The sequence below is a fragment of the Polyangiaceae bacterium genome (genome assembly GCA_016715885.1).
Classification (GTDB): domain Bacteria; phylum Myxococcota_A; class Polyangia; order Polyangiales; family Polyangiaceae; genus Polyangium.
In genome coordinates this window covers 468,757-494,446 of the sequence record JADJXL010000002.1, presented here as the reverse complement: position 1 = coordinate 494,446, position 25,690 = coordinate 468,757, and the positions used below count along the sequence as shown (strand labels likewise).

24 protein-coding genes and 1 pseudogene are annotated in these 25,690 nt (G+C 60.1%); 10 read left to right on the top strand and 15 right to left on the bottom strand.

Annotated features, from left to right (window positions below):
* Positions 1-4 precede the first annotated feature (4 nt).
* On the bottom strand, positions 5-1,057 hold the full coding sequence (locus tag IPM54_05565; protein ID MBK9259286.1) for an AraC family transcriptional regulator: 1,053 nt from the start codon (positions 1,055-1,057) through the stop codon (positions 5-7).
* Between the two features lie 204 nt (positions 1,058-1,261).
* Between IPM54_05565 and IPM54_05560 the strand changes: the two genes are divergently transcribed.
* From IPM54_05560 to IPM54_05550, 3 genes are all read left to right on the top strand, one after another.
* Positions 1,262-1,747 (top strand): hypothetical protein, encoded by a 486-nt coding sequence (locus IPM54_05560; GenBank protein ID MBK9259285.1) that lies wholly within the window; start codon positions 1,262-1,264, stop codon positions 1,745-1,747.
* Between the two features lie 132 nt (positions 1,748-1,879).
* Positions 1,880-2,803: a hypothetical protein gene (locus tag IPM54_05555; protein ID MBK9259284.1), complete on the top strand. Its 924-nt coding sequence runs from the start codon at positions 1,880-1,882 to the stop codon at positions 2,801-2,803.
* Positions 2,804-2,807: 4 nt separating this feature from the next.
* Complete coding sequence (locus IPM54_05550; protein MBK9259283.1) at positions 2,808-3,320, top strand: hypothetical protein; 513 nt, start codon at positions 2,808-2,810, stop codon at positions 3,318-3,320.
* A gap of 369 nt (positions 3,321-3,689) precedes the next feature.
* On the opposite strand, the gene IPM54_05545 is transcribed toward IPM54_05550, so the two are convergent.
* The 6 genes and pseudogenes from IPM54_05545 to IPM54_05520 all read right to left on the bottom strand — a co-directional run bounded on the left by IPM54_05545 (position 3,690) and on the right by IPM54_05520 (position 11,347).
* Positions 3,690-4,385 carry a hypothetical protein gene (locus tag IPM54_05545; protein MBK9259282.1) on the bottom strand — a complete coding sequence of 232 codons (696 nt, stop codon included), beginning with the start codon at positions 4,383-4,385 and terminating at the stop codon, positions 3,690-3,692.
* A 188-nt stretch (positions 4,386-4,573) separates the two neighbouring features.
* Entirely contained in the window at positions 4,574-5,107 is a 534-nt protein-coding gene (locus IPM54_05540) for a hypothetical protein (GenBank protein ID MBK9259281.1), read from the bottom strand.
* 63 nt (positions 5,108-5,170) lie between these two features.
* A pseudogene (locus IPM54_05535) lies at positions 5,171-5,620 on the bottom strand (DUF1801 domain-containing protein).
* A 596-nt stretch (positions 5,621-6,216) separates the two neighbouring features.
* Entirely contained in the window at positions 6,217-7,311 is a 1,095-nt protein-coding gene (locus IPM54_05530; protein ID MBK9259280.1) for a hypothetical protein, read from the bottom strand.
* A 261-nt stretch (positions 7,312-7,572) separates the two neighbouring features.
* A complete protein-coding gene (locus tag IPM54_05525; protein ID MBK9259279.1) occupies positions 7,573-8,790 on the bottom strand; it encodes a cytochrome-c peroxidase in 1,218 nt (405 codons plus the stop codon).
* Positions 8,791-9,046: 256 nt separating this feature from the next.
* A complete protein-coding gene (locus IPM54_05520) occupies positions 9,047-11,347 on the bottom strand; it encodes a hypothetical protein (protein ID MBK9259278.1) in 2,301 nt (766 codons plus the stop codon).
* 288 nt (positions 11,348-11,635) lie between these two features.
* Here IPM54_05520 and IPM54_05515 point away from each other — a divergent pair, with 288 nt between their 5' ends.
* From IPM54_05515 to IPM54_05505, 3 genes are all read left to right on the top strand, one after another.
* Positions 11,636-12,289, top strand: coding sequence for an STAS domain-containing protein (locus tag IPM54_05515; GenBank protein MBK9259277.1), 654 nt, complete (start codon positions 11,636-11,638; stop codon positions 12,287-12,289).
* Complete coding sequence (locus IPM54_05510) at positions 12,286-12,684, top strand: STAS/SEC14 domain-containing protein (protein ID MBK9259276.1); 399 nt, start codon at positions 12,286-12,288, stop codon at positions 12,682-12,684. The genes IPM54_05515 and IPM54_05510 overlap by 4 nt, the downstream gene beginning before the upstream one ends.
* 70 nt (positions 12,685-12,754) lie before the next feature.
* Entirely contained in the window at positions 12,755-13,471 is a 717-nt protein-coding gene (locus tag IPM54_05505) for a hypothetical protein (protein ID MBK9259275.1), read from the top strand.
* Between the two features lie 16 nt (positions 13,472-13,487).
* Here the strand turns inward: IPM54_05505 and IPM54_05500 are convergent, their stop codons facing one another.
* The 5 genes from IPM54_05500 to IPM54_05480 form a co-directional block, all read right to left on the bottom strand.
* Positions 13,488-15,374 (bottom strand): AAA family ATPase, encoded by a 1,887-nt coding sequence (locus IPM54_05500; protein MBK9259274.1) that lies wholly within the window; start codon positions 15,372-15,374, stop codon positions 13,488-13,490.
* Between the two features lie 123 nt (positions 15,375-15,497).
* Positions 15,498-16,832, bottom strand: a complete 1,335-nt coding sequence (locus IPM54_05495) for a hypothetical protein (protein MBK9259273.1) — start codon at positions 16,830-16,832, stop codon at positions 15,498-15,500.
* A 206-nt stretch (positions 16,833-17,038) separates the two neighbouring features.
* Positions 17,039-17,608, bottom strand: coding sequence for a hypothetical protein (locus IPM54_05490; protein MBK9259272.1), 570 nt, complete (start codon positions 17,606-17,608; stop codon positions 17,039-17,041).
* The gene (locus IPM54_05485; GenBank protein ID MBK9259271.1) at positions 17,605-18,810 is read right to left on the bottom strand and encodes an AHH domain-containing protein; all 1,206 of its coding nucleotides are present in this window, start codon (positions 18,808-18,810) and stop codon (positions 17,605-17,607) included. The genes IPM54_05490 and IPM54_05485 overlap by 4 nt, the downstream gene beginning before the upstream one ends.
* A 178-nt stretch (positions 18,811-18,988) precedes the next feature.
* Positions 18,989-19,756 carry a hypothetical protein gene (locus IPM54_05480; protein MBK9259270.1) on the bottom strand — a complete coding sequence of 256 codons (768 nt, stop codon included), beginning with the start codon at positions 19,754-19,756 and terminating at the stop codon, positions 18,989-18,991.
* A gap of 346 nt (positions 19,757-20,102) precedes the next feature.
* On the opposite strand from IPM54_05480, the gene IPM54_05475 reads away from it, so the two are divergent.
* The 3 genes from IPM54_05475 to IPM54_05465 are packed head-to-tail and all read left to right on the top strand — an operon-like array spanning position 20,103 to position 21,296.
* On the top strand, positions 20,103-20,276 hold the full coding sequence (locus IPM54_05475; protein MBK9259269.1) for a hypothetical protein: 174 nt from the start codon (positions 20,103-20,105) through the stop codon (positions 20,274-20,276).
* 9 nt (positions 20,277-20,285) lie between these two features.
* Complete coding sequence (locus IPM54_05470) at positions 20,286-20,588, top strand: type II toxin-antitoxin system MqsR family toxin (GenBank protein ID MBK9259268.1); 303 nt, start codon at positions 20,286-20,288, stop codon at positions 20,586-20,588.
* A gap of 3 nt (positions 20,589-20,591) precedes the next feature.
* Positions 20,592-21,296, top strand: coding sequence for a type II toxin-antitoxin system MqsA family antitoxin (locus IPM54_05465; GenBank protein MBK9259267.1), 705 nt, complete (start codon positions 20,592-20,594; stop codon positions 21,294-21,296).
* Positions 21,297-21,323: 27 nt separating this feature from the next.
* On the opposite strand, the gene IPM54_05460 is transcribed toward IPM54_05465, so the two are convergent.
* Genes IPM54_05460 through IPM54_05450 form a run of 3 tightly spaced genes read right to left on the bottom strand, consistent with a single transcriptional unit; the run spans position 21,324 to position 25,020 of the window.
* On the bottom strand, positions 21,324-23,624 hold the full coding sequence (locus IPM54_05460; GenBank protein MBK9259266.1) for a hypothetical protein: 2,301 nt from the start codon (positions 23,622-23,624) through the stop codon (positions 21,324-21,326).
* Entirely contained in the window at positions 23,621-24,391 is a 771-nt protein-coding gene (locus IPM54_05455) for a DUF4159 domain-containing protein (GenBank protein ID MBK9259265.1), read from the bottom strand. The genes IPM54_05460 and IPM54_05455 overlap by 4 nt, the downstream gene beginning before the upstream one ends.
* Positions 24,391-25,020, bottom strand: a complete 630-nt coding sequence (locus IPM54_05450; protein ID MBK9259264.1) for a hypothetical protein — start codon at positions 25,018-25,020, stop codon at positions 24,391-24,393. Before IPM54_05450 ends, IPM54_05455 begins: the two co-directional genes overlap by 1 nt.
* 119 nt (positions 25,021-25,139) lie before the next feature.
* Here IPM54_05450 and IPM54_05445 point away from each other — a divergent pair, with 119 nt between their 5' ends.
* Positions 25,140-25,679 (top strand): N-acetyltransferase, encoded by a 540-nt coding sequence (locus tag IPM54_05445; protein MBK9259263.1) that lies wholly within the window; start codon positions 25,140-25,142, stop codon positions 25,677-25,679.
* Positions 25,680-25,690 lie beyond the last annotated feature (11 nt).

Sequence of the window (25,690 nt, the reverse complement as noted above, 5' to 3'; positions counted from 1 at the left end):
GATCCTATTCGGCGCTCGAAGCTTCGCGACGGAAATCCGTGGGGGAACGACCATACCAACGCCGGAACGCGCGGTGGAACGCGCTCACCTCCGAAAAGCCGAGCAACCTTGCCGTTTCATTCACGGCGCGCCGCTCGTCCAGCAAATAGCGACGTGCCAGCGATGCGCGAACGTCGTCGAGCAATGCCTTGTGCGACGTTCCAAGCTCGCTCAGCTTGCGCGACAGCGTGCGGACCGAGATCTGCAGCGCGTCGGCAATGTGACTCGCATTGGGATTACCATCCTCGAGCTCGGCGGCAATCAATGCCCGAATCTGATCGACGAACGATTCGAGCGGCGGTAAGCTCGCGAGCCGCTCCTCGGCGTGCCGCTCGAGGCTCGTCAAAAGCGCCGCATTCGGGCAGCTCATGGCGACCGAAAGATCCATTGCATCGAGCACGATTGCGTTTTCATTCGCAGCGTACGTGGGCGGGATGGGAAGAATCCGATTTCCCTCGACGAGGGAAGCAGGAGCCGCGTGGGCAAAACGGATTTCGCGCGGCTTTACCGGACGGGTCGTGAGCTCGTGAATGATGCGAGCGATCAATCCAAGAATGAATTCGGAGAAGCTCCGAGGAATCGAGGGCATGCCGACGACGCGATGGCGCACGTAAACCAGGTTCCCCGCGCGCTCGACGACAATTTCGGAGCCATAAAACGTGACTGGGAAATACCGAGCAAAACGAGTGAGGGCCTCGCCGAGCGATGCACTCACGGCGAACACTTGCAGAACCACCCATTCGGTTTCATGCGGCACGCGTTCGAGCATCGAGATATCGAGACGTTCGAGTGCTCGTAAACCAACATTGGGGTCGCCGCAGCGTTCTTCGGCTCGGCGCCACACGTCGAGCAATTGCGGGTAAGGAACCGTAGCGCTCGAATCGAAAAGGCTCGTAGGATCAATGCCCGACTCGGCAAATAGCAGGGCTGTATCATGGCCAGCGGAGCGGAGGTATCCCGCGAGCGGGCGCAATGTGCGAAGCGCAGCGCGTGTATTGTGACCTGTGGGGGGATGCATTGAATTGGCGTTCGGTCGCAGACGATGACACTCGGGGCAGATGGCCTTGTCCAAAGTGCTTTGAACGGGCAAAGTTGTCAACGGTTTTGAAGGTGGCGGGAGCAATCGCATCAGCGCAAGTCGGTCTTCGGCGCGCCGAGCGCATTGCGCAAGATTCGCCGCCTGAAACTTGACCAGCATAATCCATCGTGTTGCCATCCTCGTATGAGGCTCGCTTTTCGCCCGTTTTACTATTTCATCTGCCCTTTTCTCTTCGTCGCATCGCTGCTCGGTTGTGCGGGACCGATGACGCTCGAATCGCTCCATGCATTGAACCCAGCCGCGTATGCCGGTCGCATTTGCGCTGCGCCCAAAGCACTGCCTCCGGACACGCGGTTTTTGGCATACCAGATTGCCACGAATACGTTGATGGGCGACCAGGACCGCGAGCGCCTCGAAGCGTTTGTCAAGGTCGCCGATTCCATCCACGAAGTCAGCGCGGATGCGCCGCGAAGCAGCGCGTCGACGTTACCGCGATCGGTCGGTCTTTCGTGCGCCGATCGAGGTGGTTTGCCCAGCCCAGCGGAGGTCGAAGCGGAAAGGCGCGCTTGGCCATGCCTGCCGAATGCGTGCAACGCTCGCGGCGATCTTGGCGCAATCGTGTTCGGCAAATACGCGGCCGGATCCACGATACGTAGGGCAAACCCATAAGGATCAACTGCTGCCCTGGGTACAAGCTGGTCATTGCGGTCTTGAAAATGGGCTGTCGAGAAACCATCGAGCCCAGAGCAAGCACCGGCAGGTCCGCAAGCACGCCAGATATTGCCCCTGCCGCCGCTCGTCGTGCAAAAGCCAGTCGTCGAAGAGACCACGACACCGACGGTCGAACACCCAGTGGCGCAATTTAGCGGGGGATTGGCTGCGGGTGCAGTGGCTGGTGTGGTGCCACTCGGTTCGACGACTGTCGAAGTCGGGATCCAATTGCGACTGCTTCCCAATGGCACGTATTGGGCGCGCGTCGGGCGCGCATGTGGCGAGATAGGCGCTGGCGTCGGTCAAATCGCGCTCGGTTGTGCAGGCATGAGCGCTGGGGCGGGCATGACCAGCACGGGCGGCGGGGCCGTCGTGGGCGTGCCGGTCATCGCCGAATCGTTTGCCATTGCCGTCAATGGCTGCGCAACGCTCGCCAATGGCGTGCGCAATGCGGGGCAGTTGTTCCGCGAAGGCGCGCCACCGGAAGCCGAGCCTCCGCCGTCGCAGGTCAAGCTGCAACCGAAGGCGAAACCGGCCACGCAAGCGCCGTCCGCGACCACGACGACGACGCGGGTCAAGGATGCGTCAGGGCGAACGGTCGTTACGGTCAAGAAGAGCAGCAATGGCACGACCACGACGACGCGGACGAAGCCGCCGCCTGCTGGCGCGCAGACGAAACCGGTGGCAAAGGGTGCGATGCGAGGCCCGAAGACGGATCCAGAAGCGCCACACAACGCGGCGGTGAGGAAGGAGGCGGCGAAGTTGAAGGCGGAAGGGAACGAGATCATAGCTGGTGGTAGACAACAGCGTGAGCAGCTGGTCCCAACGGTTGGAGGGAAAAAATCAGGACGCCGCCCCGATATCATTTACAAGACGCCCGATGGAGCAAGGCGAGGTCGCAACGTTGGAAAGACCAACGCCGATGGCACGCCCATCAGACGCGAAGTCGACGCACTCGACGACCTCAATAAACACAGTGATACTCCCACCGATTTCGTCCCCTACGACAGGTGAACCCATGACAACGTTCGCAACGGACTTCCATGCTACCCCCGAAGAACTCATCGAGCTCGTCGGCAAGTGGATGACAGAATACCCCATCGTCGCGACCGCGTGCGCATTTCCTCCTTCGAGCACGTCGCCTGTCACGCTGGAGAACTTCCGTCAGGTTCTCGCTCGTCCCGATGTGTGGGAGGTTATCTTTACCGAAGGGCCCGTAAAGCCTTCAGCGAGCAGCAACTTGGACATCTTGGATGAGCACCCTGGTGCTCTGTGCCTCCAAATTTATCACGTGGCACCACGTGGCCTCGAGCAAGCGCGACTCACGACAATGGACGCCAATCCGATGTGGAAAAAAATCAACCGCGAGCTGAAAAAGTTGACAACCGCCGGAGCAACGCTCTTGTGGGAGGATGGCCGGTCTGCATTCGATCGCAACGCCCGATTTACCGCGGGCGCGAAGGCATTGGCCGCATCCGGCGTGCCCCTACGGCAATTCCACCAGTCGACATTCGTGTACCAGCCAAAGTAGCGCGAACCGTGAGCGCATACGCACCCTGGCGGAGCATCGGGCGAGCGTCGTGGGGCTTATACGCGCGCCTGGAAATCCGCTCGCTGCATGTCCGACAGCCCTTTGCAAAGCTTGCAAACGGCGTTCTGTTGTAATTGCGCATGCTTTTCCACGTGTGCAAACGCCTTTCCGACGTGCGCCTGGCGTTTGCAACGCTTCCAAGCAGCTCGCGGACGATCAGAATTGCGTTTGCATCGTGCGAGAAAGCGTCTCGCGCATGTCCGACAGGCGCTTGCAACGCTTGCAAACGGGTGTCGCACATGCAGACAGCCCTTTGCAACCGTTGCAAACGGCTTTCTCACGAGCTGCGTGGCGTATTCTTTCGAGCAGTCAGGTGCCCGTGCCGGACGATTCGGCGTTTTCGCCGTCGTCGTCTCCGCCGTCGGCTGCTTTACGCGTGCTCACGCGGAAGAATTGTTTGGGCCAATCACGCGGCAGGCCCCTTTCACGCGCTCGAGCCGACAAGGCATCGTAAAGCCCGTCACGCTCGCGGGTGAGGTCTTCGGCCAACTGCTCGCGCGCGATGCGCGCAGCGCCTCGAACCATGGCAGCGCTCGTCGTTTGCTCGATGGACGCCGCGGCGGCATTCGACCACGTGGTCAAGGGCGTGCGGTGTTTCTCGACGATGTCATCGTTGACTTTGGGATCGAGCCATCCTTTGACTTTTTGCACTTGCTTGTCGAATCGCATTTTGACGAATCGACTGACGGCAATCGAGAAAAATTGCGTCCAGCGGGGCGATTCTCGATTTTTGTCGACCGCCAGATACAGGTCGTCTCCGAATCTGGTGCAGGAGCGATCGAGGTGAAAATTGCTGACGACGCGCGCGGCCGTGGCATCGGTTTCGGCGATGCGTGCCTGGCGATCCTTGGCACGAGCCGCATCGACGAGGGCGAGCCATTCGTCGGTCAAGTACAGCAAGTCGGCGGCATCGGGGTCGGCCTTTATCGTGCCGCGCGTGAACGTGACTTCGTCTTCGACATCGTCGAATGGCATCTTGACGGTGACACTTCGAGCTGAGGACATCGCGGGTACCTTGTGGTTGAAAGCCGGAAGGACCGTAACAGGGGACGACGAGAGGGCCAAGAACGTTGCGCGATTTTTTGATCGAGGCGAGAAAGGCTTCGCAGAACCGGCGCACGCACGACGGAGGTCGGCACAGCCAAATGAATCAATCCGCGATTTGGTGAGATGTGTTCGAGTATGGGAATACGCTACGCCGATGTGAGCGTCTCGCCATTCTCATCAGATGCTAGGCTCAGCCAGTGCTCAATAGGAAAATCAGTTGCAAGTCGTTTTAGCTCCTGAGCCGCAGAACGAAGGGCCGTCGATGCGTCGACAGCCGAGGTTGCATGAACCGAAACTTCGTGAACGGTATGCATGTGCGAATGGTCGTCAGTGTGTGAGCAATCGGCAGCGACGGAAGCTTCAACGAACCAAGACAGCGCCGACGATCTTTCACCAAAATACCAAGACGGTCGGAGCTCGAGACGGAAATCGACGCAGCCTGTTTGCAAGCAGGTGCCAACATGACTACGAATAGCCATCTGTCCGGATTCCATCCAAGTTAGATCCAATCCGGTTCCTCCCCATCCAGCACGTTCGTAACCGAAATAACGGGCGACGCCAATTAAGATTTCGTCAACTTCATCCAAGATCGCTCGTATACTGACATCGTCTTCAGCCGAAATAGCTCCCAGTACTGCCTCTAGGTGCGGCCGATACTTTTTCAGGGATGATGATTGCATTTCTTGGCGAGTCTACATTATCCGCACGATTGATCATTCTCTTCTATCTGATGCGTTCCGGTCTTACGTCGCTGTTGCGTTCGTCGTCGAAGATGTTGTCGTGAACCCGTATCGTATCGCCGCTTCTAGTGTTTCAATGTTTATATCTTTTAGCGTTTTGAACCTGATGCAATACCCGGTCACGGTCGCCTTGCCGATGTCTTTACCATACGCCTCGGCCAGGAATTTTTATCTGCGATACCCATGATGTAAACAGAGATCCCCGTTTTGTTCGCGCTCAAGCCTGATTTGATAAAACTCTCTCGCGGTCCCGTCGGCATATTTCATGGTGTAAAACCCATATCCGATATTGGGATTGGAAACGACCTTGCCTTCATCGTTTCTACCGTCGAGAAACCACAATTTACAGCCGGGTTTTACTGCCAGAATCGTGCGGTGCAGCTCCTGCATGTCGCTGCGTTTTGCCGTTGGCTGGCTGGTAATATATGCGTTGATTTGTTCCGATACGCTCATTCTAGTCCGTGCCCTTTTTTCTCAACCACTTCGGTTTGTACTGGTTCCCCGAAAACGTGACTCGTTGCGGTGTAATGCATCGACCGGAACGACGGCCGGCGCATTGACCGTCACGGTCCAGACAGAAACACCTTCACCGGCCGGGGACGCTGAACGTGATCTCGTCTTCGACATCGTCGAACGGCATTTTGACTGTGACACTTCGAGCTGAAAACATCGCGGGCACCTTGTGGTTGAAAGCCGGAAGGACGGTAACAGGGGCCGACGAGAGGGGCCAAGAACGTTGCGCGCGATGCGTGCAGCGCCTCGAACCATCGCTGCGCTGACAGTTTGCTCGATGGACGCCGCGGCGGCATTCGACCATGTGGTCAAGGGCGTGCGGTGTTTTTCGACGATGGCATCGTTGACTTTGGGATCGAGCCATCCTTTGACTTTTTGCACTTGCTTGTTGAATCGCATTTTGACGAATCGACTCCGGAGAACAGCACTTGCTGTCACGTTCGCGAGGCTCAGCAGGACGTCGTGACATTGCATTGGAACGTGTGACGGTGCCGTGAACGTTACCGCTACGGCACCACTATCAATCGAGTCCTTTCCTAGAAGTAGTACCCCACGGTCAACCGACCGCCCGCGATCCGCGCCGGTTTGGGTGTGGCCGGCGCGCTGGGCATGTTGCCGCGTGCGAGGCCGTAGGTGCCCGCGACGCCCAGCACGAGGTTGCTCCGGGCCGTGTAATAAAGCCCAGCCGACACGCGATGCATATTCGATTGGCCCGTATCACCCGCCGTGACGTCCGCTTTCGAGCTCGCGGCGACCGGAACCACGCTTCGGTCCATGCGGTATTCGACCATCGCCCCCACCGGCACAATCGGTGAAAGATCGATCGAAGCGGCCGTACCTGCATAAAGCGTGCGCGGCTGCGAATCGATGCGACCCTGGATGGCATTGCCTCCCGTGACGCGCGAGCCCTCGCCGCCGATTTCCACCTGCACACCCGCGTGCCGGCCGATGTTCTTGGCCGCGCTGAGTGACACGCCTCCGCCAACCAAACTCATCTCGACGCGCCCTGCTTCGACGGCGTTCACAGCTTGCTGCGTGACCCCCCGTTGCGCCCTGGCTTCGATGATGCCGGCTGGACGCGAGCCCATGACCTGCGCAGCCATTCCGTAGGCGCGCAGGGCGACGGCGATCCCGTCGTCCTGGTCATTGACGAGGCCGACTTTGATCCCCGGGCGCGCGTCGAACGCGACCCCGCTCCCTGCCTGGAGGGCGCTCGGACTGTTCATGCCGCCGTAGCTGGTGACGCCGCCGTCGAGGCCGAGGCTCAGGTTTGGCGACAACGCGACACCCACGCTCGTGCGCTGCTGCAAAGCGCCGACGCGCAAGTCATAGCTGGTGGGCGCACCTGGAATCTGGACATCCGGCTTTACGGCGCGTTGTCGCACGGCCCCCATGGCGGTTTCCGTGCGAATATGGCTCGTGATGAATGGGCCCTCCAACATCGTCGGCGGCTGAAAGACGAATCCTCCAAGCGCGCGCGGGTTGCCCTCGAGCGACTTGACTTGCGTCGTCGAGAGCGCGCCAGTGCCCGTCTGCCGAACCTGCGTGGAAATTTGGGCCGGCGTCGAAACCCGGGCCGCAGATTGAGCGCCACTGGCTCCGGCCATAGCCGGAAAAGCCAGGATAGCCATGGATAGAGTCCCCGCCAGGGCACGTCGGATCGTGCCGATGCCACGGTCTTGTCCTTGCATATCGTTGATCTCCCCAAACACTTCATGCGGCCAACAAGCGGGCAGCGGGAGCCTGCCGTAGGAACGTATCAGCGCGGGGGCGGGTCACGGGGAAGCTTTGGGCCGAAATGAGCCTTTTTCTGTGATTGTATTGCTCCGGGTGCGCCGCCATTATCTGGAAACGGCCCGGCACGCGCGCGATTTGCGATCGAGGCGCCCCGCTCAAGGAACGAACGGATCGGAATACTTCGGGTCCGCGAGGACCTCGGCGTCCGTTAGCGTCTTCATGAATGCAACGAGCGCCGCTTTCTGCTCGGCCGTCAGGTTCAGCTTGCGCGGCGCCGGAGGCATCGAATTGGGATCCAAAAGGCGCGGATCGAGGTTCGGATGCATTTTCACGCCCGAATTGTAATGCTCCACGACGTCGTCGAGCGTCTCGAAGCGACCATCATGCATGTACGGCGCCGTCATTGCGACATTTCGCAACGACGGTGACTTGAACTTGCCATCATCCTGCGGATTTCCCGTAATCTCACCGACGCCCTTGTCGTCCGTCGGCGCGCCCTGATCGACACCATTGTTGACGGCAAGATCGATGTAAAAGATGGCCTGGTTCGGCGGCGGCCCGGGCGGGAGCGGAGGCGGTCCGGCGTCGAGGTGACAACGGCCGCAACCTGCTGCCGGACCCAAAAACAGCGCCTTGCCTTGGTTCTCCTGTTCCGTGAAGTTCGGAAACGGAGCCCCCGGATTACCCGCCTGCGCCAAACCTTCGTCATAACGCGAACGATACGAAACAATCGATCGCACGAATTGCGCCAGAGCGCGCGAGATGCGATCCGACGTCACTTCCGAATCACCAAACGCCTTTTCGAATAGCTCGGGATAATATTCCTTGGACTTGACGCGTTCGACGAGCTCTTCCAGCGTCAAGCCCATTTCGACCTCGTTCTGGATCGGCATGAGCACCTGGTCTTCGAGCGTCTCTGCGCGTTCATCCCAGAAGAAACGCCCATTGAGGTAAAACCGCGCATTCATGAGGCTCATGCTGTTGCGGCCGGTGAGCCCCCCGTCGAATCCTTTGCTGAATTGGTTCGGATCCGTGAATGCATGCGCCTGCTGATGACAGGAAGCACATGCAATCGTGTCATTGGCGGAGAGCGCCTTATCGTAGAAAAGAACCCGGCCAAGCGTTGCACCATCGTTCGTGACCGGATTGCCCGCGGGCGTATTGTCGTGCGCCTGCGCATTCGGGTTCGTGAGCGACGGCGGCAGTTGCGGATTGGCGTAATCGTAGGGAGTCTCCGGCAATTCGAGCGGTGATGCGACAGGGAGCTCTTCGTGAGGGCTCGTCGTCGATGCCGCGTTGTTGTCATCAGGCGCACCCGTGCAGGCCGCAACGAGGGCAAGACCGGACAGGAAGCACAAGGTCGTCGTTCGCATGGGATTCTCCCTTTGACTAGCGAGTCGAAAGCGTTCGCTCGATGGCCATGGCAACGACGGTGCCAAATTGAATCATGCGAATTTCACGGGATTCATCGCTGCAAGTGCGGCGCCCGCAGTGCGAATTCCGCAGTTGGACGTGCGAACTTCGCAGCCTTGGGTGCTTCCGGCTCCCCCTCTCCACGCAGCGAAGCGGAGTTGGAGAGGGGGTTGGGGGGGTGAGGCGTGAGGCGGACTCGATATCCCGTAGCAGTGACTACGGCTGCGCGTTCGTGTTGGCCGACGGCGGGACAGCGGCTTCTTGGACGGGCCACGCGTGGAGGTACGGCGCAAGGCCCGCCGGATGCGGGAACTTCGCGCCGACGTACCAGTAAATCGCAATCAGCGCGACCGCATTCACCAAGACGAGACGCACGCGTTGACGCCTTCGCTCGGCGCGATCCTCCGCCGTCTCCAATGTGTCGATGCGGTCCAGCACCGCGCCTGCTGGCAGGTGGGGCGTGAACGTGAAAAGCCGAGCGACGCCGCGGTTGATGGTCATCGTGATGTTCATTGCCCAACCACTGGCCTCGAAGATAAGGCTCATGTCGCGCTTGCGCAGCTTCAACCAGCCAATCAGCGCGGACAGACCGAGAACGACACCAATGATCCCGGCAATGGCGAGAATGCCCGCAAGGCTCGTGAACAAGCCAAAGATAGCCCCGAGCGCTGAGGAAATACCGGCAACGGCAATGCCGCCGCCGAGGATCAACGAGTTGACGTCAAGACCCTTTGCTTCCGCCTTCGGAGCGCCCGGGGCCGGAGCTGCTGCGGGCGGTGGAGCTGCTGCGGGCGGCGGAGCCTTTGCTGCCGCCACGTCTTTCGCGGCTTTTTCGGCGCCCTTTTGGGCATCCACCACCGCTTTGTCGGCGCTCGCCGTCATCGCTTTTTCCTGGTCAGCCTGCGCCGAGCCAATCCAATCCTCGATTTTCTTCGACACCATTTGCGAGAGCTTGCGGAACGGCGCAAACATCGCCTCGACGACCGAAATGGGGTTTTCGGCGATGTGCGTGATTTGAGCGTCCCACTCTTTGCCCTTGATATCGATGAAAATGCCCCGCTTGCCCACGCGCAGCCGCCCACGCCCGCCCGCCGTGACGGGCGCAACGACGGTATAAGCGGGCGCCGCCCCTTCTTTGTCCGTGATGCTTGCGTAAACGAGGTAAATGAGGCTCTCTTCCGCCAGCTTCTTATGGGCGTCCGTATTTGCAACCTTCAGGCAGAAATCCAGCCGTCGACCATCGATGACGAGCGATCCCATTTCGACGAGCGCCGTCGCTTCGGGGTGGTACACGGATGAGAAATTGACGAAATTGTTGACCATTTCGATGAGCCATCGCTGCATGACGATGAGCTTGTCGAGCTCGGCCAACTGCGCGATGTTGTCCGCGACCGCCTTGTCGACATTGATGAAATGGACAATGCGTGCCGGAATCGGGCCAGCGAGAAGAGCCTTCAGCTTGTCCTCACCAATCGCGTCGAAGGGCTCCGCCGGCTTGTCCTTTTGCCATTGCATGAATCCAGCGAAAATGGCCTTGGTCTCACGCCACGCCGCGCGCGTCAGCTCCCGCGACGCAGGCCCGATGGTCTTCGACAAAACCCCCGCGCGAAGCGCTTCCAATGACGCGCGATAGACGGGGTTTATCTGCCCGCCGTCGCCGAACGCGAGAATTCCGGTCCCGACAGGCGTGGCCAGCGGTGATTCGGCCATGTACTTCTCAATCGCCGCGGCGTCCTTCGCGCTGAGCGCACGCAGCTCGTCCTCTTTCAGGTGCAGCGCTTCGGTGCCCTGTTGTCGTAGCAAATCGCAATGCCAGAAAAATTCCTCGATTTTGCCATCCAGCGACGCAATCATCGCCGCTGCAGCCTCGGTCTCGTCGCCCCACGGCACGACGCTCGCCCGCTTCGCCTTCCACTCGAGCCACACGTTTGCGCGCGCGACGAACTTGTCCAAGTCGGCCTGCCCGACGCCGTCGGAACCGCTGCCGTCCTTGCTTCCGCCGGTCGTGGCAACAATATCCTTGATACACTGCGCCACTTCTGCTTCCGGCACCACCTCGGGCGGGACGATGCCATCGCCGTTTTCGAGCGTCTTCATGACGGCCTCGCGGTATGCCCGAAGCTCGGTGAGCGGCAGCTTCGCGGTGTTCTCGAGCTTCCGCGCCTTGATCACGCGCTTGGCCGCAGCGCGAAGCTTCGCCCCAGCTTCGCTCGACGTATCCACGTGGCTGAGCGTCAGCGCGTCGCTCTTCGCGGCGAGACCTGTGCGCGTGGAAAGGCGGGCAAAGAGCCAGTCACGCGCGCCGATCAGTTGCGAAACGCGAACGCGGCCAGTGCCGTCGGGGTCGAGCGCCGTGGCGAACGCGGGGTCACACTGGAAATCGGCCAACGGAGCGCTCGTCGCGGCCCAGCGCGCCGGATCGAGTGCGTCGATTTTCGCAAGGTCTGCGTCATCGCGCACCATGAATTGAAATGTGCCGGCAAAGTTGGCAAAACGCATCGAATTGGGCTTGGTCATCACGTTCCTACGCTGCGCCGGTGACATCGGTCCCGTATGGGCGACGATGCCGCATGCGCGGGTATCGCCCTCACATATGGGCGTCTTGGGCGGAGTTCGTCCGACCGTACATCACATGCGTGTCGCTTTCAACCAGTTCGGCACGGATCCCGATCCAGGCGCTGACGCGACCCGACCTTCGCTCCTATGTCCACTCTGAATATTTGGATTGTGCATAGCGACCAGGCCGCGTATGCTCGTTTGGCGCAGCGGCGCTGAAGTGGGATCTGGGCGGGAAAGGTGGTTGGCGTGAGCGGTGGCAATGATGACGAGCGCTCCTCGTCCCTTGGCCAGGTTTTGGACGTGGTGATGCAACTTGCGGCCGGTGATTTCAGCGCTCGTGCGAACGTGTCTGGGCGCGGCGACGAGATGGACGCGCTCATGGCGGGCGTCAATATGTTGGCGGAGGAAATGGCGTCCAAGTTCGAGGACAATGCTCGACTCGTCCGAGCGCTCGAGGAAAACATGGAGGCAATGGCGGTTCAGCATCGGACGATCATGTCACTTTCCACGCCATCGCTTCTCGTGTGGAAAGGGATTGTGGTATTGCCATTGATCGGGATGCTCGACGCCACACGAGCTCAGAATCTCAGCGCGGAGCTTTTGAATCGAGTGGAGCGATATGCCACCGACGTGGTGATCATCGACGTCACGGGTGTTGCCGAAGTGGATACGACGACGGCAAACCATTTGCTCAATGCTTTTGCGGCCCTTCAATTGCTCGGTGCGAAATGTATCTTGACGGGGCTTGGCCCCGCGAATGCTCGAAAAATGGCGACGCTCGAAGTGGACCTGAGCTCGATTGCCATTCGGGGGACGCTTCATGACGGATTGAAGCTTGCATTCTCGATGACTGGACGGCACGTCCACGAGCGAGGTGCGCGCGAGGGAGGAAAGCCATGAGTGGGGATGACGGGAAAAACATACTTCGGAGTGGACCCATTAGAGTTTGGCACGACGACGCTCACGGCATTATCGTCGCAGACTTCGATCCGCGAGCCGAGCTCACCCTCGAACATGCGCGTGCGTCCACCGAATCGATGCGTCGATTGACGAACAATGTTGCACGACCGTTGCTCGTCGATTTCACGAACATGAAGTCGCAAACGAAAGAATGTCGCGATTATTTCGCGAAAGATCCGAACCACATTGCCACATATACGGCTGCGGCCCTGTTGGTGAACAGCCCATTGACGCGCGTGATTGCCAACTTTTTCATCGGCATCAACAAAGCGGCGAAACCAACGCGATTGTTCGACGATCGAAAAAAGGCGATCGAATGGCTTTTGGCGCAGTAGAGTCGCAATCGCCCATCAATGAAGTGGCTCGCACGCGCGGCAAAGAGCATATGCATTGGGGCACGAGACGATGACGACGCATGACCTCAGGGAGCAGCTCGCCGATTACGCGAGGGCGTTTACGACTGGACAGAAGCCGGCGCAGCCCATTCCCGGTATCCAGGGACGCCTCTGCCGCCGCAGGGATGGCGATCCGGTGCGGCTCAGCGACGATCCCTGCCGGCGCCTTGTTTTCCTCGGCGATCACCGCGTCTGCCACCGCATCATTGGCCTGACCGGCTATCAGATTGTCACATCGGTGCTGGGCTGGGATGCGGCGTACACAAGGAGGAAGGTCGAAGCCGGGCTGAAGTTCGATCTCGTCGTCTTCCCCGAAAGCAAATGTAAACTCGGCACCTGGGACAACTTGCTCGACCTCGTGCAGGAGGCGTACCCCGAGATTGGCACGAAAATCGCTGGCCACCGCGCGGCCCTCGTCGCGATGACGCCTGCGAGTCTCGTCGAAATCGAGCGCCGGCAAGGTTATCGGTTCCTCGACGTGGACGAGCTTGGGAGTGGCGATCCGCGATTCATGACGCTCGAGCGCTACGTCAATGCGCCCGACACCGCGGACGCCGCACGTGCATTTCTCTATCACGTGATTTACTGCAAAGAATACTACGGCGGCCAGGGGTATACGCTGGATGGACAGGGCAATACGGGAGTGGCGGAATACATCATGCCGAACCGGCCGCTCGAAGAGCTGGGCGCACACGTCGTGATCCCGGTGGATGTCGCGATTCCGTGAGCGCCTGAAAACGTCGTCACCCCCGCTTCCGTGTGCGTGCGCGCGAGTCCTTCTTCGCCCCCGCGGTCTTCTTCTTCGCAGCCGCTTTTTTTCCCCGTCTTCCAACCATCTCGACCCGTTTTTCCGGTACATCGTCGGGCCATGAGCGAAACAGGATCTTGTTCGTCCCGACGAACACGAGCATGCCGCATTTCAATTGATAATCCCCCACGAGCAGCGGCAGGAGCGTCGGGTCTTTCGAATACCGCTCGACCTGCGCCGCGGCGTCGGCGAATGCCGCATCGATTTGCGCTTCTTTCGCATTCGCCTTGACATATTTCAATTCGAGCAGCCACGAATAATTCAAACCGGGGACGTTCTTCGCCGCCGCGAGGAACAAATCACAATACCCTTGCGAAAACTCCTTTTCACTCAACGCATAAAACACTTTCCCCAGCGACACGAACATCATCAGCAACAGCTTGATCGTCTTTTCTCCGAGCTTTTGCGTGTCCTTGATGCTGAAGTGCTGAAGGACCTGTTCGTGAAATACCTGCAAGAGCGGCGCAATGTCCCCTCGGATCGAAAGGGCACCGAGCGCAAATTCGATTTGACGCGTATCGATCTGTAGATTTTCCTGTTCTTTCAGTGTATGACCAAGGTGCTCCCATTGCAGTGTTCGGATCACCCGGTTCGGTATCTCCAGATCGTAGAACACACCAACCCGAGGTACGTCGCGAAGCGTCAACATTCCCATGTAATAGAGGAGCGAAATGAACGATGCCGGTGACGACAAACTCTTCACGCCGAATCGATCCACGATGTCGCTCTGAATCGACGGCTCGTTCAGGATCGTTTCGAGTAGCTCGCGCCGCTCCCGCGCCGCAACACCTCCCAAGACACCAATTCGCTGCAGGTGCTCGTATGCCGTACGCACGTTCCGATCGAGCAGGTCATCCGGTAAGCGCAGTTTGTCGTCCAGCTCGGCCAAGAAATAGAGCACCATGTCCGAATTGAAGATTCGCGCTGTCGCGTCGGGAGAAAACCGGTAGCCGTCGTAATTCACCTCGAGCGTTTCAAGAAGTTTGTCACGATTGACGAGCTGACCCGCAAGGTGCGGACGCCCCGCGACGAATTCGTCCAGTGCGCGTTCGACGTCCATTCGAGTAAAACCAGCAAGTTCATTGAAACGACGGCTCATCGATACGTTCTTCGTCACATTGAACCCGCTCGACATGTCGTCCAGCATGAGCGGCGTGACGCCAGTCAAAAAAAGCCGAGCGACCGTACCGAACGTCGTGCCCGTTTTCAGCGCTGCATAGAAGGTACGCACGAAGCCGGTCTTGGTTACGATCGAGCCATAAACATTCTCGAGCCCCTCCGAGAGCAGCCGATTGGCAAAGTGATCGTATTCGTCGATGAGGATGTAGAGTTTGGGATGGTTGCCACCAATGGACGTCAAGAGCGCATTCATGATGCCCGATGCGTCGCCGTAGCTTTCGAGATTTTCTTCGAGACGCGCGAAGTCGGGCACTTGCCCGCGGTATTTCACGAGAAACCGCCGCACGCAGCTTCTCACCGTCTCCACGAAGCTATCCCGAATATCGTCGATATCCCCGGTCGTCTCGACGGCGGAAAAGTCGAAGGTGAGCACCAGGTACTTGTTGCGTTCGTCCGTGGGGTGTTCGTGAACCCAAAGGCCACCAAAGAGATCGTCGAATTGGTTTGCCCCGTCGATGTCGTAGTAGCGAGACATCATACTGACGAGTGTGGACTTGCCAAACCGCCGTGGGCGGAGAAAAACGAGGTACCGGTAGCCGGACTCCGCACTTTCGAGGTCTGCGAGAAACCGAGTCTTGTCGGCGTAGAAGTAACCTTGCCGGCGGATCGTGGCGAAATCGGCTTGACCGTAGGGGATTTTCATGCGCGCCGGGCAAAGCTTACCATGAATTCGCCGCATGGGCAGCGTGGAAGTTCAGGCGTTTCTGGCGCAGCGAATACCAACCTCGCCCGGCACCTCGTAGCAGCGTCGGTGCTGCGTGCCGCCTTATTTCGCGTCTTCGAATCGACCCAGTACCGCCGGACGCGATTCGCCCTCGGGCCACTGAACGATGAGCTTGTGCGACTTGTCGCTCCAAGTGAACAGCGCTTCGAGGTCCGTGCCGGCGCCGACTTTCACCGTCAGGTTCATCGCTCCGTCCGGTGTTTCGATGCGCGCGTCTTCGGGCTTTGCGCCCTTGACGAGCTCGATTTTCTTCGGCTTGCCGCCGCTCGAATTGGTCGCGCTGCACGCGATACGCATCCAGCCGCGCGTCATCTTGCTCGTGCAATTGTTCGCAAGTCCGCGCTCGATGTTCACCATTTCCGCATTGGCAAATTCCTCGCGCCCCGGAATGTCCGCGAAACCGTCGAATCCACCGACCCGCGTGGGCAAGGCTGCACCTGCTGGCCACGACAAATTCAAGGTTTTCTTTCCAATCGTCGTCCACTCGAACGTCGCCTCGATTTCGCTGCCTGCCGCAAATGGCGTCAGCAGCGTCATGATGGCTCCATTGGTCACCCAGATCTTCGTGGAACCCTCTTTTTTGCCGCGAACGACCTCGATACCTTTCGGTTTGCCCGCCAGCGCGCTCTGCGTCCCGCATTGAACCATGATCCAATCGTTCAACGTGAATACGTTGCAACCAAGCTCGACCGCACCATTGACGACGGCCGGCTTTCCATTGGCCTCGACCTCCTTCGGAAGAGGATGCGACCTCGACCCGCTGAAACTACCGCTCACGTCCTCGTCGCGCGTGCCGCTCGCCCTGTCGATGGTCAGCGTGGACTTGCCGTCGGACCATTCGAGCTCGGCCTCCAATCGAGTGCCGTCGGCGATGGGCGTATAAAGCTGCAACACCTCGCCCTCGCGCACGGTCACTTTGGTTTTACCCGGTACGTCACCCGTCTTCACCGTCAGCGCAACGGGCTTTCCGCCTTGTTTCGTCTCATTACAAATGACGCGCAACCAGCCCTTGACGAGCTTCGTTTCGCATCCGAGCGCGCTCGAGCCGGAGACGCGAATTTCCTTGGCCGGACCGAATTCCTCGAGCGACGGCATCTCGTCGCTCACGGTCGCTGCGGCAGGTTGGTTTTCGGCGCTTGGAGCAGCCTCGGCCGTTTTTGCAGGCGCAGTCGCGACAACCGTGGCGGCGCTGGCAGACGCGGAGGGCGACGCTTGCGCAACGGCGGACGACGTCGCCGTGGTGGGTGCAGGTGGCAACGACTTGGAGTCGCATCCTGCGGAAAGCATCGTCATAGCGACGCACAACGAGCCAGTTCCGGCTGCCGATGCGAGGTTTGTCCACAGGGTTTGACGGGTGCGAAATCCAAGACCGAGCATGATGGCTTCGGCTTCTCTGCCAAAATGGCCCCCGCGTCAAGCGGTCATCGATAGCGCCAGACATAGCGGCCTTCGCGCGCAAGCTCGACACGCCCGACGTCGTCGCACCACGCATCTGAGATCGAGCGAATGATGCGCCGGACCGAGATGTATCCATAGGTGGTCGCCTTGCATGCGACTCGAGTGGCGCTGTTGACGGAGGGAATCTATGCGCCCGATTGCGCAGACTCGTCAGACGACCACAGCTTGATGAAGTCGGTGCCCTTCAGCTTGGCCGCTTTCACGCGCTCGACGAATCGGTCGCTGAAGAAGAGGCTGTGCGCGCCGGGAATTGGCATCCGAAAGATGTCGATGCCGCGGATCGCAGTCTCGATGAAGACATATTTGCGGATCCAGAGGATATTCGTTTCTGGTACCTGCTCGAAGATCGATCGCTCCCTGTCGAATGCATCGATGACGAATCGCGGGTTGAACACGAACAGTTCGACGCCATCGCTCGTCGCAAGTGGGAGAACTTCGCCATGCGCATCGATGATGTCTTGCAGCGCATCCACCGCCGAGCGACGCAGGACGAAGGCCGTAGGTGAACATGTAAGGTCCGACGGTTTGAAGCCGCGTCGTCGTGTTCCACGAACGCGTTCTACGAGGATCGGCTTCCAATCATGCTTCCGTGATGAACCGCCGAGAGCACGAAGCGCATCGCCATCCTCGTAGCCACCAACCGTGTTGACGATCTCATACCCGTCGGGGCGCAGTGCATGGTAGATTGCAGTCACGGCATGATTCCTCTCTCGAGCTGGCCTGCGATGAACCGAAGTGCCTGAATCGCTTCGCCTTTTGTTTTCGCGTTCCCTAGCAGGTTCTCCACCGCCATATAATATGCGTCCGTATGCACCTTCGAGTGCACCGCCTTTCCGAGCGGGTTTGGCGATTTGGAATGACCGGGCAGATACACCCCATTGACCGCATCGTCAACACCAATACCAAACTTTTGCAGAATCGCAAGCGCCTCCTTCGCCTTCTCGGCACCGTGCGCAACGATGTGATGGGCAAACTCGCCAGGCAACCTGGCCATGTGCGCCAGTTTCATGTTGCGCCCGAGCGCCCGCGCGGAACCCGTCACGACTGCTTTCACGGCCGCACGCGGCGCAGTCTTGAGAAAAACCCCTGCACCAAGCCCACCCACGGCGCCTGGAAGGAAAATGGGCATTCGGCGCAGACCGATCAACGAAATCCGAATTCCCCGCGTCACCGCAACTTCGATGAGCGGTAGGCCTGCCATGATCGCCGATTCCACAATGGCGATAGCAAACTCGATCATCATCACGCGATGCCAAACCTCGTCGGCCCCCTCGCCATAACCCGTGTTGAATCCGCGCCACGCCGCTCCCGCAAGCCACGGATCGTCGTACACCGGAGGCGCCTCGAGTTTGTCGAGGTCCTTGGCGCATCTCAAAAACTCCGCTTCGAGCGTGTCGGGATCGATATCATTCCAGCCCGCAAGGGCATTCACCGGCTGACGCGCAAGCTCCTCGGTGATCCTCTCGCACGTCGCCAACACGAATCCGACGCGGTGCCCGAAATCCTTGGCAATGCGGTGCGCAATTTTCCATTCCTGGTCTTGCAACAAGCGCGTCGCATTCTGCGGGCATGTCGGTTGATTGATGCCCAAACCCTGTTTCGAGGGGAATAGCTCAAACTGCCCCAAATAGGCCTTGTGCCCACGTCCGTTCCGAGGGGTTGCAGGTGGCGCTTGATTGCGTTCGCAAAAGAACCCCGGTGGAGGCAGACAATACGGCTGGCCAGACTTACCGCCGCTCGTATCACAGGTATTGACGGGCCGTTCTCGTGGCAACGTCGACGCACACGCGGGCGTCGATATTGCCAAAAAGATACCGAGAATCAACAAGCCCAGGGTCGTGCGACGAGCTGCACACCAAAGAATGAAGCCGCGCAAGAACAGCCATATCGTTTGCATGTTGAACCCTTTCGCCGAAGCATATAGGGTTCAAGATACCGGTTTCCTGATTTTATGGAAGTGCTCTGGTCTGGATGGCAGCGCCGACGCGAGCCTCATGCGCCCCGTCGTTTCGCTCGTGCCCGATCCCCCTCATAGCATCAAAGCACGGTGCGCCATAGCGAAGTACGGCGCGATCTCACGGGACCTCTTCGGCATTTTTCTTGCGCCGCGTGGCGCGCGATGCTTTCTCCATGGCCAATTTATTCAAAGCATCCTGCAGCGGCTGAATCAATTCACGGCTCTCGGCCATCTTCGCCTTGTCCGAACGCGGCGCACGCGCATCCAGATAGCGCCGCAAACGCACCGCAATCTCGACGAAGTCGTCCTCGGCATCGCGCCCTTCTTCCACATGCGCCGCTCGCGATTCGCGTGCTTCGCGCACGTCCGCAAAAGCCACGTCACTCTCGGCGAGCGCCGCTTCCCATTTCGTCGTCCATTCTGCCGGTAATCCAATGGCCGTGACCGTCGCCGCGTGTTCGGGTGACCGAATCACCGCAATGGCCCCTCGGCATAACGCATTTTCGTCGGGGATGTATGCATCTACATACGATACGCCCTCCGGAAAAGCCGCATCATACAGCGCACCTGCTGCCTCGACGTTGGGCCCCATGCGCCGCCGCGCTTCGATGCCAATGAATGCCTCATGGTGCCGAAGCCACGTATCGACATCGCAATCGGCCATTTCAACGCGCAAGAGCCGCGCCTTGCGTGCGGCATCCGCTTTTGCCTTTCCCTCGACATGCACGCCGAGTCGCACCGTTGTATCTTCGAGCTGTGGAATGAACGAATCGAGCAGATCCTCGTTCGGACCCTTGTTTGCACGAGCGACAAGGCGCGCCAATAGCGCCTTGCCGACGTCGAGCTTTGCCGATCGTGACAATTCAGAAGCTGTTGCGTTGGCCATGACACTCCCCTATGACGAGTTTTGTTTGGCCGCAAGCTAAAAATGGAGCGTCCGGGTCGAGCATGTCGTACGATGATTTACATAGACTCGTTCGATGCATGTTCGCCGTGAATGCTCAAGGTCATCGAGGCGCCGAGATGAGGCGTCCGGCGGTCGGGATTGGCGTTTTGGGCAGGTGAAAAGTGATGTCGGATCGATGGGAGAACGGTCTCGAGGTGTCGAGACGACCATTGAGCCGAGCCAATGGTAGGTTCGAGGAGGTGAGAACGATTGTCGGAACGTTCGGTCGACACTTTCGAGGTGGCGGAAAGCGATCTTGGAGCACTCGGACGACGTGTCGAGACGCATGGGAAACGCTGAACGGTTGGCGGGACCGCGCGCCCGTGACGCTGGGACGATGGATGGAGCGTTCGGAGGTGAGGTGTTTGGGGTCGAGGCATGCCCTGGCGCTTTTTGGTATACTGAATTGCTTTCGAGCAGCGTGTCGAAGTTCTTGACGTGGACGTTCGAGACGCAATAGGGTCCTCGGGTGGAGAAGAGAAAGCCTCACCACTCCCTGGAGGCCATCAAAGCCGTGTTTTGCACTCCAGAGAAGCTGAACATCACGAAAACCGCCCGGAACTGCGCCCGATCGCTGGGCATCAACCTTGATCAGGTAGTTGCGATCGTACAAAGTCTCTCGGCGAAAAACTTTTACAAGTCCATGACGAGTGACTTGAATTCGAGTATTTGGCAAGATGTTTATCACGTCGCCCATGGCAAGACCGAGTTGTATGTCAAATTCACGACCGACAGCCGAGGTTACCTTTTGATCTCGCTCAAGGAGAAATAAGCGATGAAACGCCAAGCCCAAACGCAATCGTGCCCGGTGTGTGGGTCGGTCATGGTCTACGAGCGGCGGGACGATCTCATCGAATACAGGGGGCATGAACGCACGATCAAAACGCTCGGTTTTTGGTGCAACAATTGTGGAGAAGGTATTCTGACCGGAAAACCACTATTAGCGTCAGAAAAGGCGTATCTCGCGTTCAAGGCAGAGGTCGACGAATTGGAGAGACGTGCCGCGACCGCAGGTGAAACATTGGCGCGTTCACGTCGAGCTCGCAGACGATCGCCAATGTCGGAGCGACTCGCTGCAATGGTGATTGAAGCGTCTGCAAATCCGATAATACTGGCCCCCGAGGAAATCGCTCACGTGCGGAAAAAGCTTCGTTTGAGCCAAAAGCGAGCATCGGAGCTGCTCGGCGGAGAGCACCGTGCATTCCACGAGTATGAATCGGGTAAAGTCCCAATCAGTGTACCAATGAGCAACCTTCTGCGTTTGCTCGATAATGACCCCACGCGGCTAGAAGAGCTGACCGGACCGGCACTCGTCAAAGCGCCACGGACGAGTTTGGCAAGCAAGACACCCGCCCACTCATCCGAAAAACCTCGCACCGTCGTCGCCGTGTCGCAATCAGACGTTCGCAGTCCTCGTCGATCACCGCTGCCAGTCGGGCGCTCCCGAGCCACGACGCGCCGTACTGGAACCGATTCCTGAGAGCGCTCGAGGCAAACCGCCCAACCCCTACGAAAGCCCGCCTCGCCGCCTTATCACCCAATGCGCGCCGCAAAAGAGCGCCGCAGCGAGCGTCCATCCCCACGGCGGCATGATCGGCGATACCCGCCTTTCTATCGCAATCTGCGTCGCCGAAGGCAATGGCACGCTGCCAATCTCATCCACGGTGACCGCTCGCCCCCCCGTCGCCGCCGCCATCAATTGCAACCGCTCCGGATCCGGACGCGTGTCCGCCCATTCGTCTCCACCGCGCTCGCACGCAAAGTCCCGCCGCGTCGTCGGCCCGCGCCGCGCTTCATCCGGCTCGCCGCCCGCTTCATCCCGCGGCGTAATCTCGACCGTCGCCGAATACCCACCCGCTTCGAGCTTCCCGGCCTTCATCTCCACCGGCAAACCCTGACCATCTAGCGGCGCGGACAACGTGCGCACAATGTCAGGACTGCCCAATTTGCGAATGATGATTTTCGCGTCGCCCTTTTGTCCCGGCAATGGCCGAAGCGATAACGTCGTTTCTTCTCCCACCAAACATCCATCGGGAAGCTCGACGACGGCAGGCTCGAATCGAGGGTCACGCATCAGCCAGCCGAGCAAACCATCCCAAAACGCTCCATGCGCGCGGCCCGCCGAATTCTCCGCAAAACTGCTGAAGAGCAATCGATGCGACCCATCCACCGCAAGCGATATCGTGCGACCACTGCCGTATTCACCGAGCGCCAATATCGGCATCGCCGCGCCGCTCGGCGTTCGCCGCGTCGGATGCTCGAGCAGCACGGTCGTTCCACTGCGCGCATCTCCCACGACGTTCGCCCCCGCCATTTCAGGCCACTCCTCCCCAATGAGCTCGTGCAATGGCCCGAGCACCGGAGCCACCCGGCCCGCATCGGTCAATCGCGGAACGAACGACGCCATGTCCACGCCCTCCGCTTTGGGCGCCCCATCGAGCGCCACGGGCAATACCGATGCGAGCGGCGTGCTGGCGTAATTGCCCGGAACAAACGCTTCGGGGCCGCCCACCATGATGAGCCCCCCGCCCTTGTCGACATACCGCGCAAGCGACTTCAAATGCTTGGACAAACCATACGGGTCGGCATTGAAATCCTGCAAGACGACCGCATCGAAGCTCGGCAAATGCTGATTGAATAGCTCGTCGACCGGAAACGGAATGAGCGCCAGCTCGTCCGGAGGCGCGACGACGTCGTCCGCGACCATTTCGCGCAAAATGAAAAATGCCACCACATCCACGGACGCGTCGGACTTCAGCCACATCCGCAATGCGCGCACGTCGTACGTGGGTCGCCCCGCGACATGCAGCACGCGCACGCGATCACGCGCAACGTCAATCGCCACATAACGCGTGTCGTTGTCGGGCACCGCGTCACCCGCTGGCGCCTGAATCGCAACTTCGATGATGCGCACGCCCGCTCGATCCAGCGTCACCTCGAATTCGAGCGTCGCCGCACCACTGCTCGCATTCGCGCGGCCCGACGCAAGCGCCGTCGGCTCACCCGCTTCACGCAGCTCGCGCAATGAAACCGGCACCGACGTGCAATCCATCTTGCCCGCACAGCCAATCTCCACGCGCAGCGATAGCGGCTGATGCGCAACCGCCGCACCGGCCGCTCGCACGAGCCGCACGCTCGCATCCTGCGGAGCTTCCGTCGCAAGCGCCACGGTGTGCAGAGGTACGTCGAGCGTCCCGAGCGACGCTTTGATGGTTTCTCCTGGTTGAACATCGCTCGGCCGATCCAAGCGCCCATCGGACAAGATCACGATCGCCGCAGGGCGCTCGTCGGCCGCTCGAGACACCGCTTCGATGGCGCTGGCGAGATCCGATTGCGACATGGGCCTAGCCGAACGGAGTGCCGGGCCAAACCGACCCTCGATCGGCGGCGCAGATTCCGCTGGACCACTGCTTGCAGCGCCAAGCGGCTGCGGTGAGCCTTTGCCGAACGTGAGCGACGAAAACCGGACTTCGCCGCCGCGCTTCTCGAGCTCGCCCAGCGCACGAATGGCTTCGTCTCGACGGGTTTTACCTGGTGCAATCGGCAGATCGATCGACCGCGAACCGTCGACGAGGACCACGACACGCGGGCCTACGAAGCTGCCTTTGCCTTGGATCGCAACGGGCCGGAGCACCGCACACAAGAGCGCGAGCGCCGCAAACACGCCGGAGATGAACACGGACAGGCGTGATGCACGCGACCGCCGCAATTCGATGGCGAGCAGGATCAAGCTGAGCAGCACGAGCGCGCTGGCCGCGATTTGGTACGTGCTCGAAAGGTCACCGGACGCCGCAAAGCTCGTCGTCACCGAGCCTCCGAAGCCCTGCGCCGCATGAGAAACGGCGCGTGCACTTGGTCGTCCTTGTAGTTCGAGCAGAGCACGTACATGGCGATGTTCACCGCAAGACGCATCGCTTGCTCACGCCCTGGCTCGCCTCCCGGAATCACCGCGAAGGGATGCGTTCCATTGGGCGATCGCGCAAGCGCACCGAGCAAATCATGCGACGAGAAAATGACCTGGGGCTGGCCCCCTCGCATGATGACTTCGAGCTTCGGGGACGCTTCCACGCGACCGACGGGCCGACGCAAGAGATAGAACGAACGGAACAAAACGTTTTCAGGTCCAACGGGCACTGGAGCACCGTCGGGCAGAACGCGCGTAAGCTCGCGTTTCGCAGCCTTGCCGAACGCACCGACCTCGGGGGCGAAGTCGTCGACGAACATGACGCCACCGAGCGCGATGAAGCGCTTGAGCCCCGCGACCTCGCGCGACGTGAGCGGCGGAATGTCGGTTTCGCCGGCCCACACGACGAACGGCTCGGCAAGCAGCGCAGGCGCATCGGCGCGCACCGTCGTGGGAATCAGCCGCGCCGGAGCGCTCGTCCGGCGCACGAGCTCTTCGGACCAGCGCGACGGACCCGTCGTACGCGCGCCTTCCCAGCGCGCCGTTCCCGAGAGCAAAATGCGCGGATTGAAGGCGCCTTCTTCGCCGAACGCGCGTGACGAACGCGGGACGAGCGCCAACAAGACGACCGCGATGGCCAGGACAAACCATGACGAAATACGCGAAGGCATCAGTCGAAATCCTCGACGTGCCACACGCCTGCTTCGCGCCGCAGCTTGACTTCGTGCCCACCCGGAACCTGCACGGTGGCTCGATCCCCGGACAGCTCGACCTCCAACCCTTCAGGGTTCTCGAGACCCGTCACGAGCGATCGCAGGTCGTTCTCGACGGCGCTGCGGGTCGATGGTGAAAGCACGCGCATGAGCCCAGCGTAGCTGCGCCTCGCGAGCACGCGGCGAAGCGCGGCGAGAGCTTGCGCAGGCGTGCGCGCGCCGACGGGCAACGCATCGGCCGAAGAGATGCGGAAGCCTTCTCGTTCGAGCTCGAGCGTCGCGTCTTCGCCGTCGGCAAAACGCACACGCGCGCGAGCTTTGATCACGGTGGCGGGGCTTTCGAGCGCCTTGGCTTGATCGGTGAGCTCAGCCTTTTCGTCGATGACGATGCGCGTGACTTCTTGCCGCGACAAACTCCGACGTCCCTTCTCGCTGAGCATGCCGTAGATGGCGTCGGCGTCCCCACGCGCGGCTGCCTGCGCGTATGCACGTACGGCATCTTTCGGGTCGGGCACGGTGGAAGCGCCACAGCCACAGACGGCGACGGCAGCAGCGATGAAACACGCTCGGTTCACGAAGCGAAACACGCGGGCGAGCCTAGTACAAAATCGGCGCGCCGGAAGCCTCGGGCACGCTCGTTCGCAAAAGATCCTTTCTGTGGTGCACCCGCACGAGTACTAAAAGGGCCCAAGGAGACGGCTCGTTCATGCAGCAGCTTCCCATACGCCTTGCGGATCGCGCAGACGCTGAAGCATATGCCGATCACGTCGTGCGGCACGCAGCAGAGAGCGGGCGTGATGGCATGCCCTACTTCGCGCTGTCGCGCACCGTGGATCGACCGAGCGTCGTCACGGGCGCTCGTGAACGCTGGGAGCGCTCGATCGCCGAAATACTTTGGGGTCGAACGTTTTTGCTGATCGATCCCGCGAAGAACTGGGTCGTCGGGCACTTGGAGCTGCGTGGCGGACGCGTCGCAGCCGAGTTTCATCGCGTGACGCTGGGCATGGGCATCGAGCGGGCGTACACGGGGCGAGGCCACGGACGTCGGCTCATCACGACGGCGGCCGATTGGGCTCGCAAGACGGGGCTTTCGTGGATCGACCTGGGCGTCTTCGAGAACAACGAACCGGCGCGCAAGCTGTACCGGCGGATGGGGTTTGTCGAGAACGGCGTGCGCGTGGATGCGTTTCGAGTGGACGACGACGTGAGCATCACGGACGTGTCGATGTCGTTGAAATTGGATTGAGGTTCGTTGGC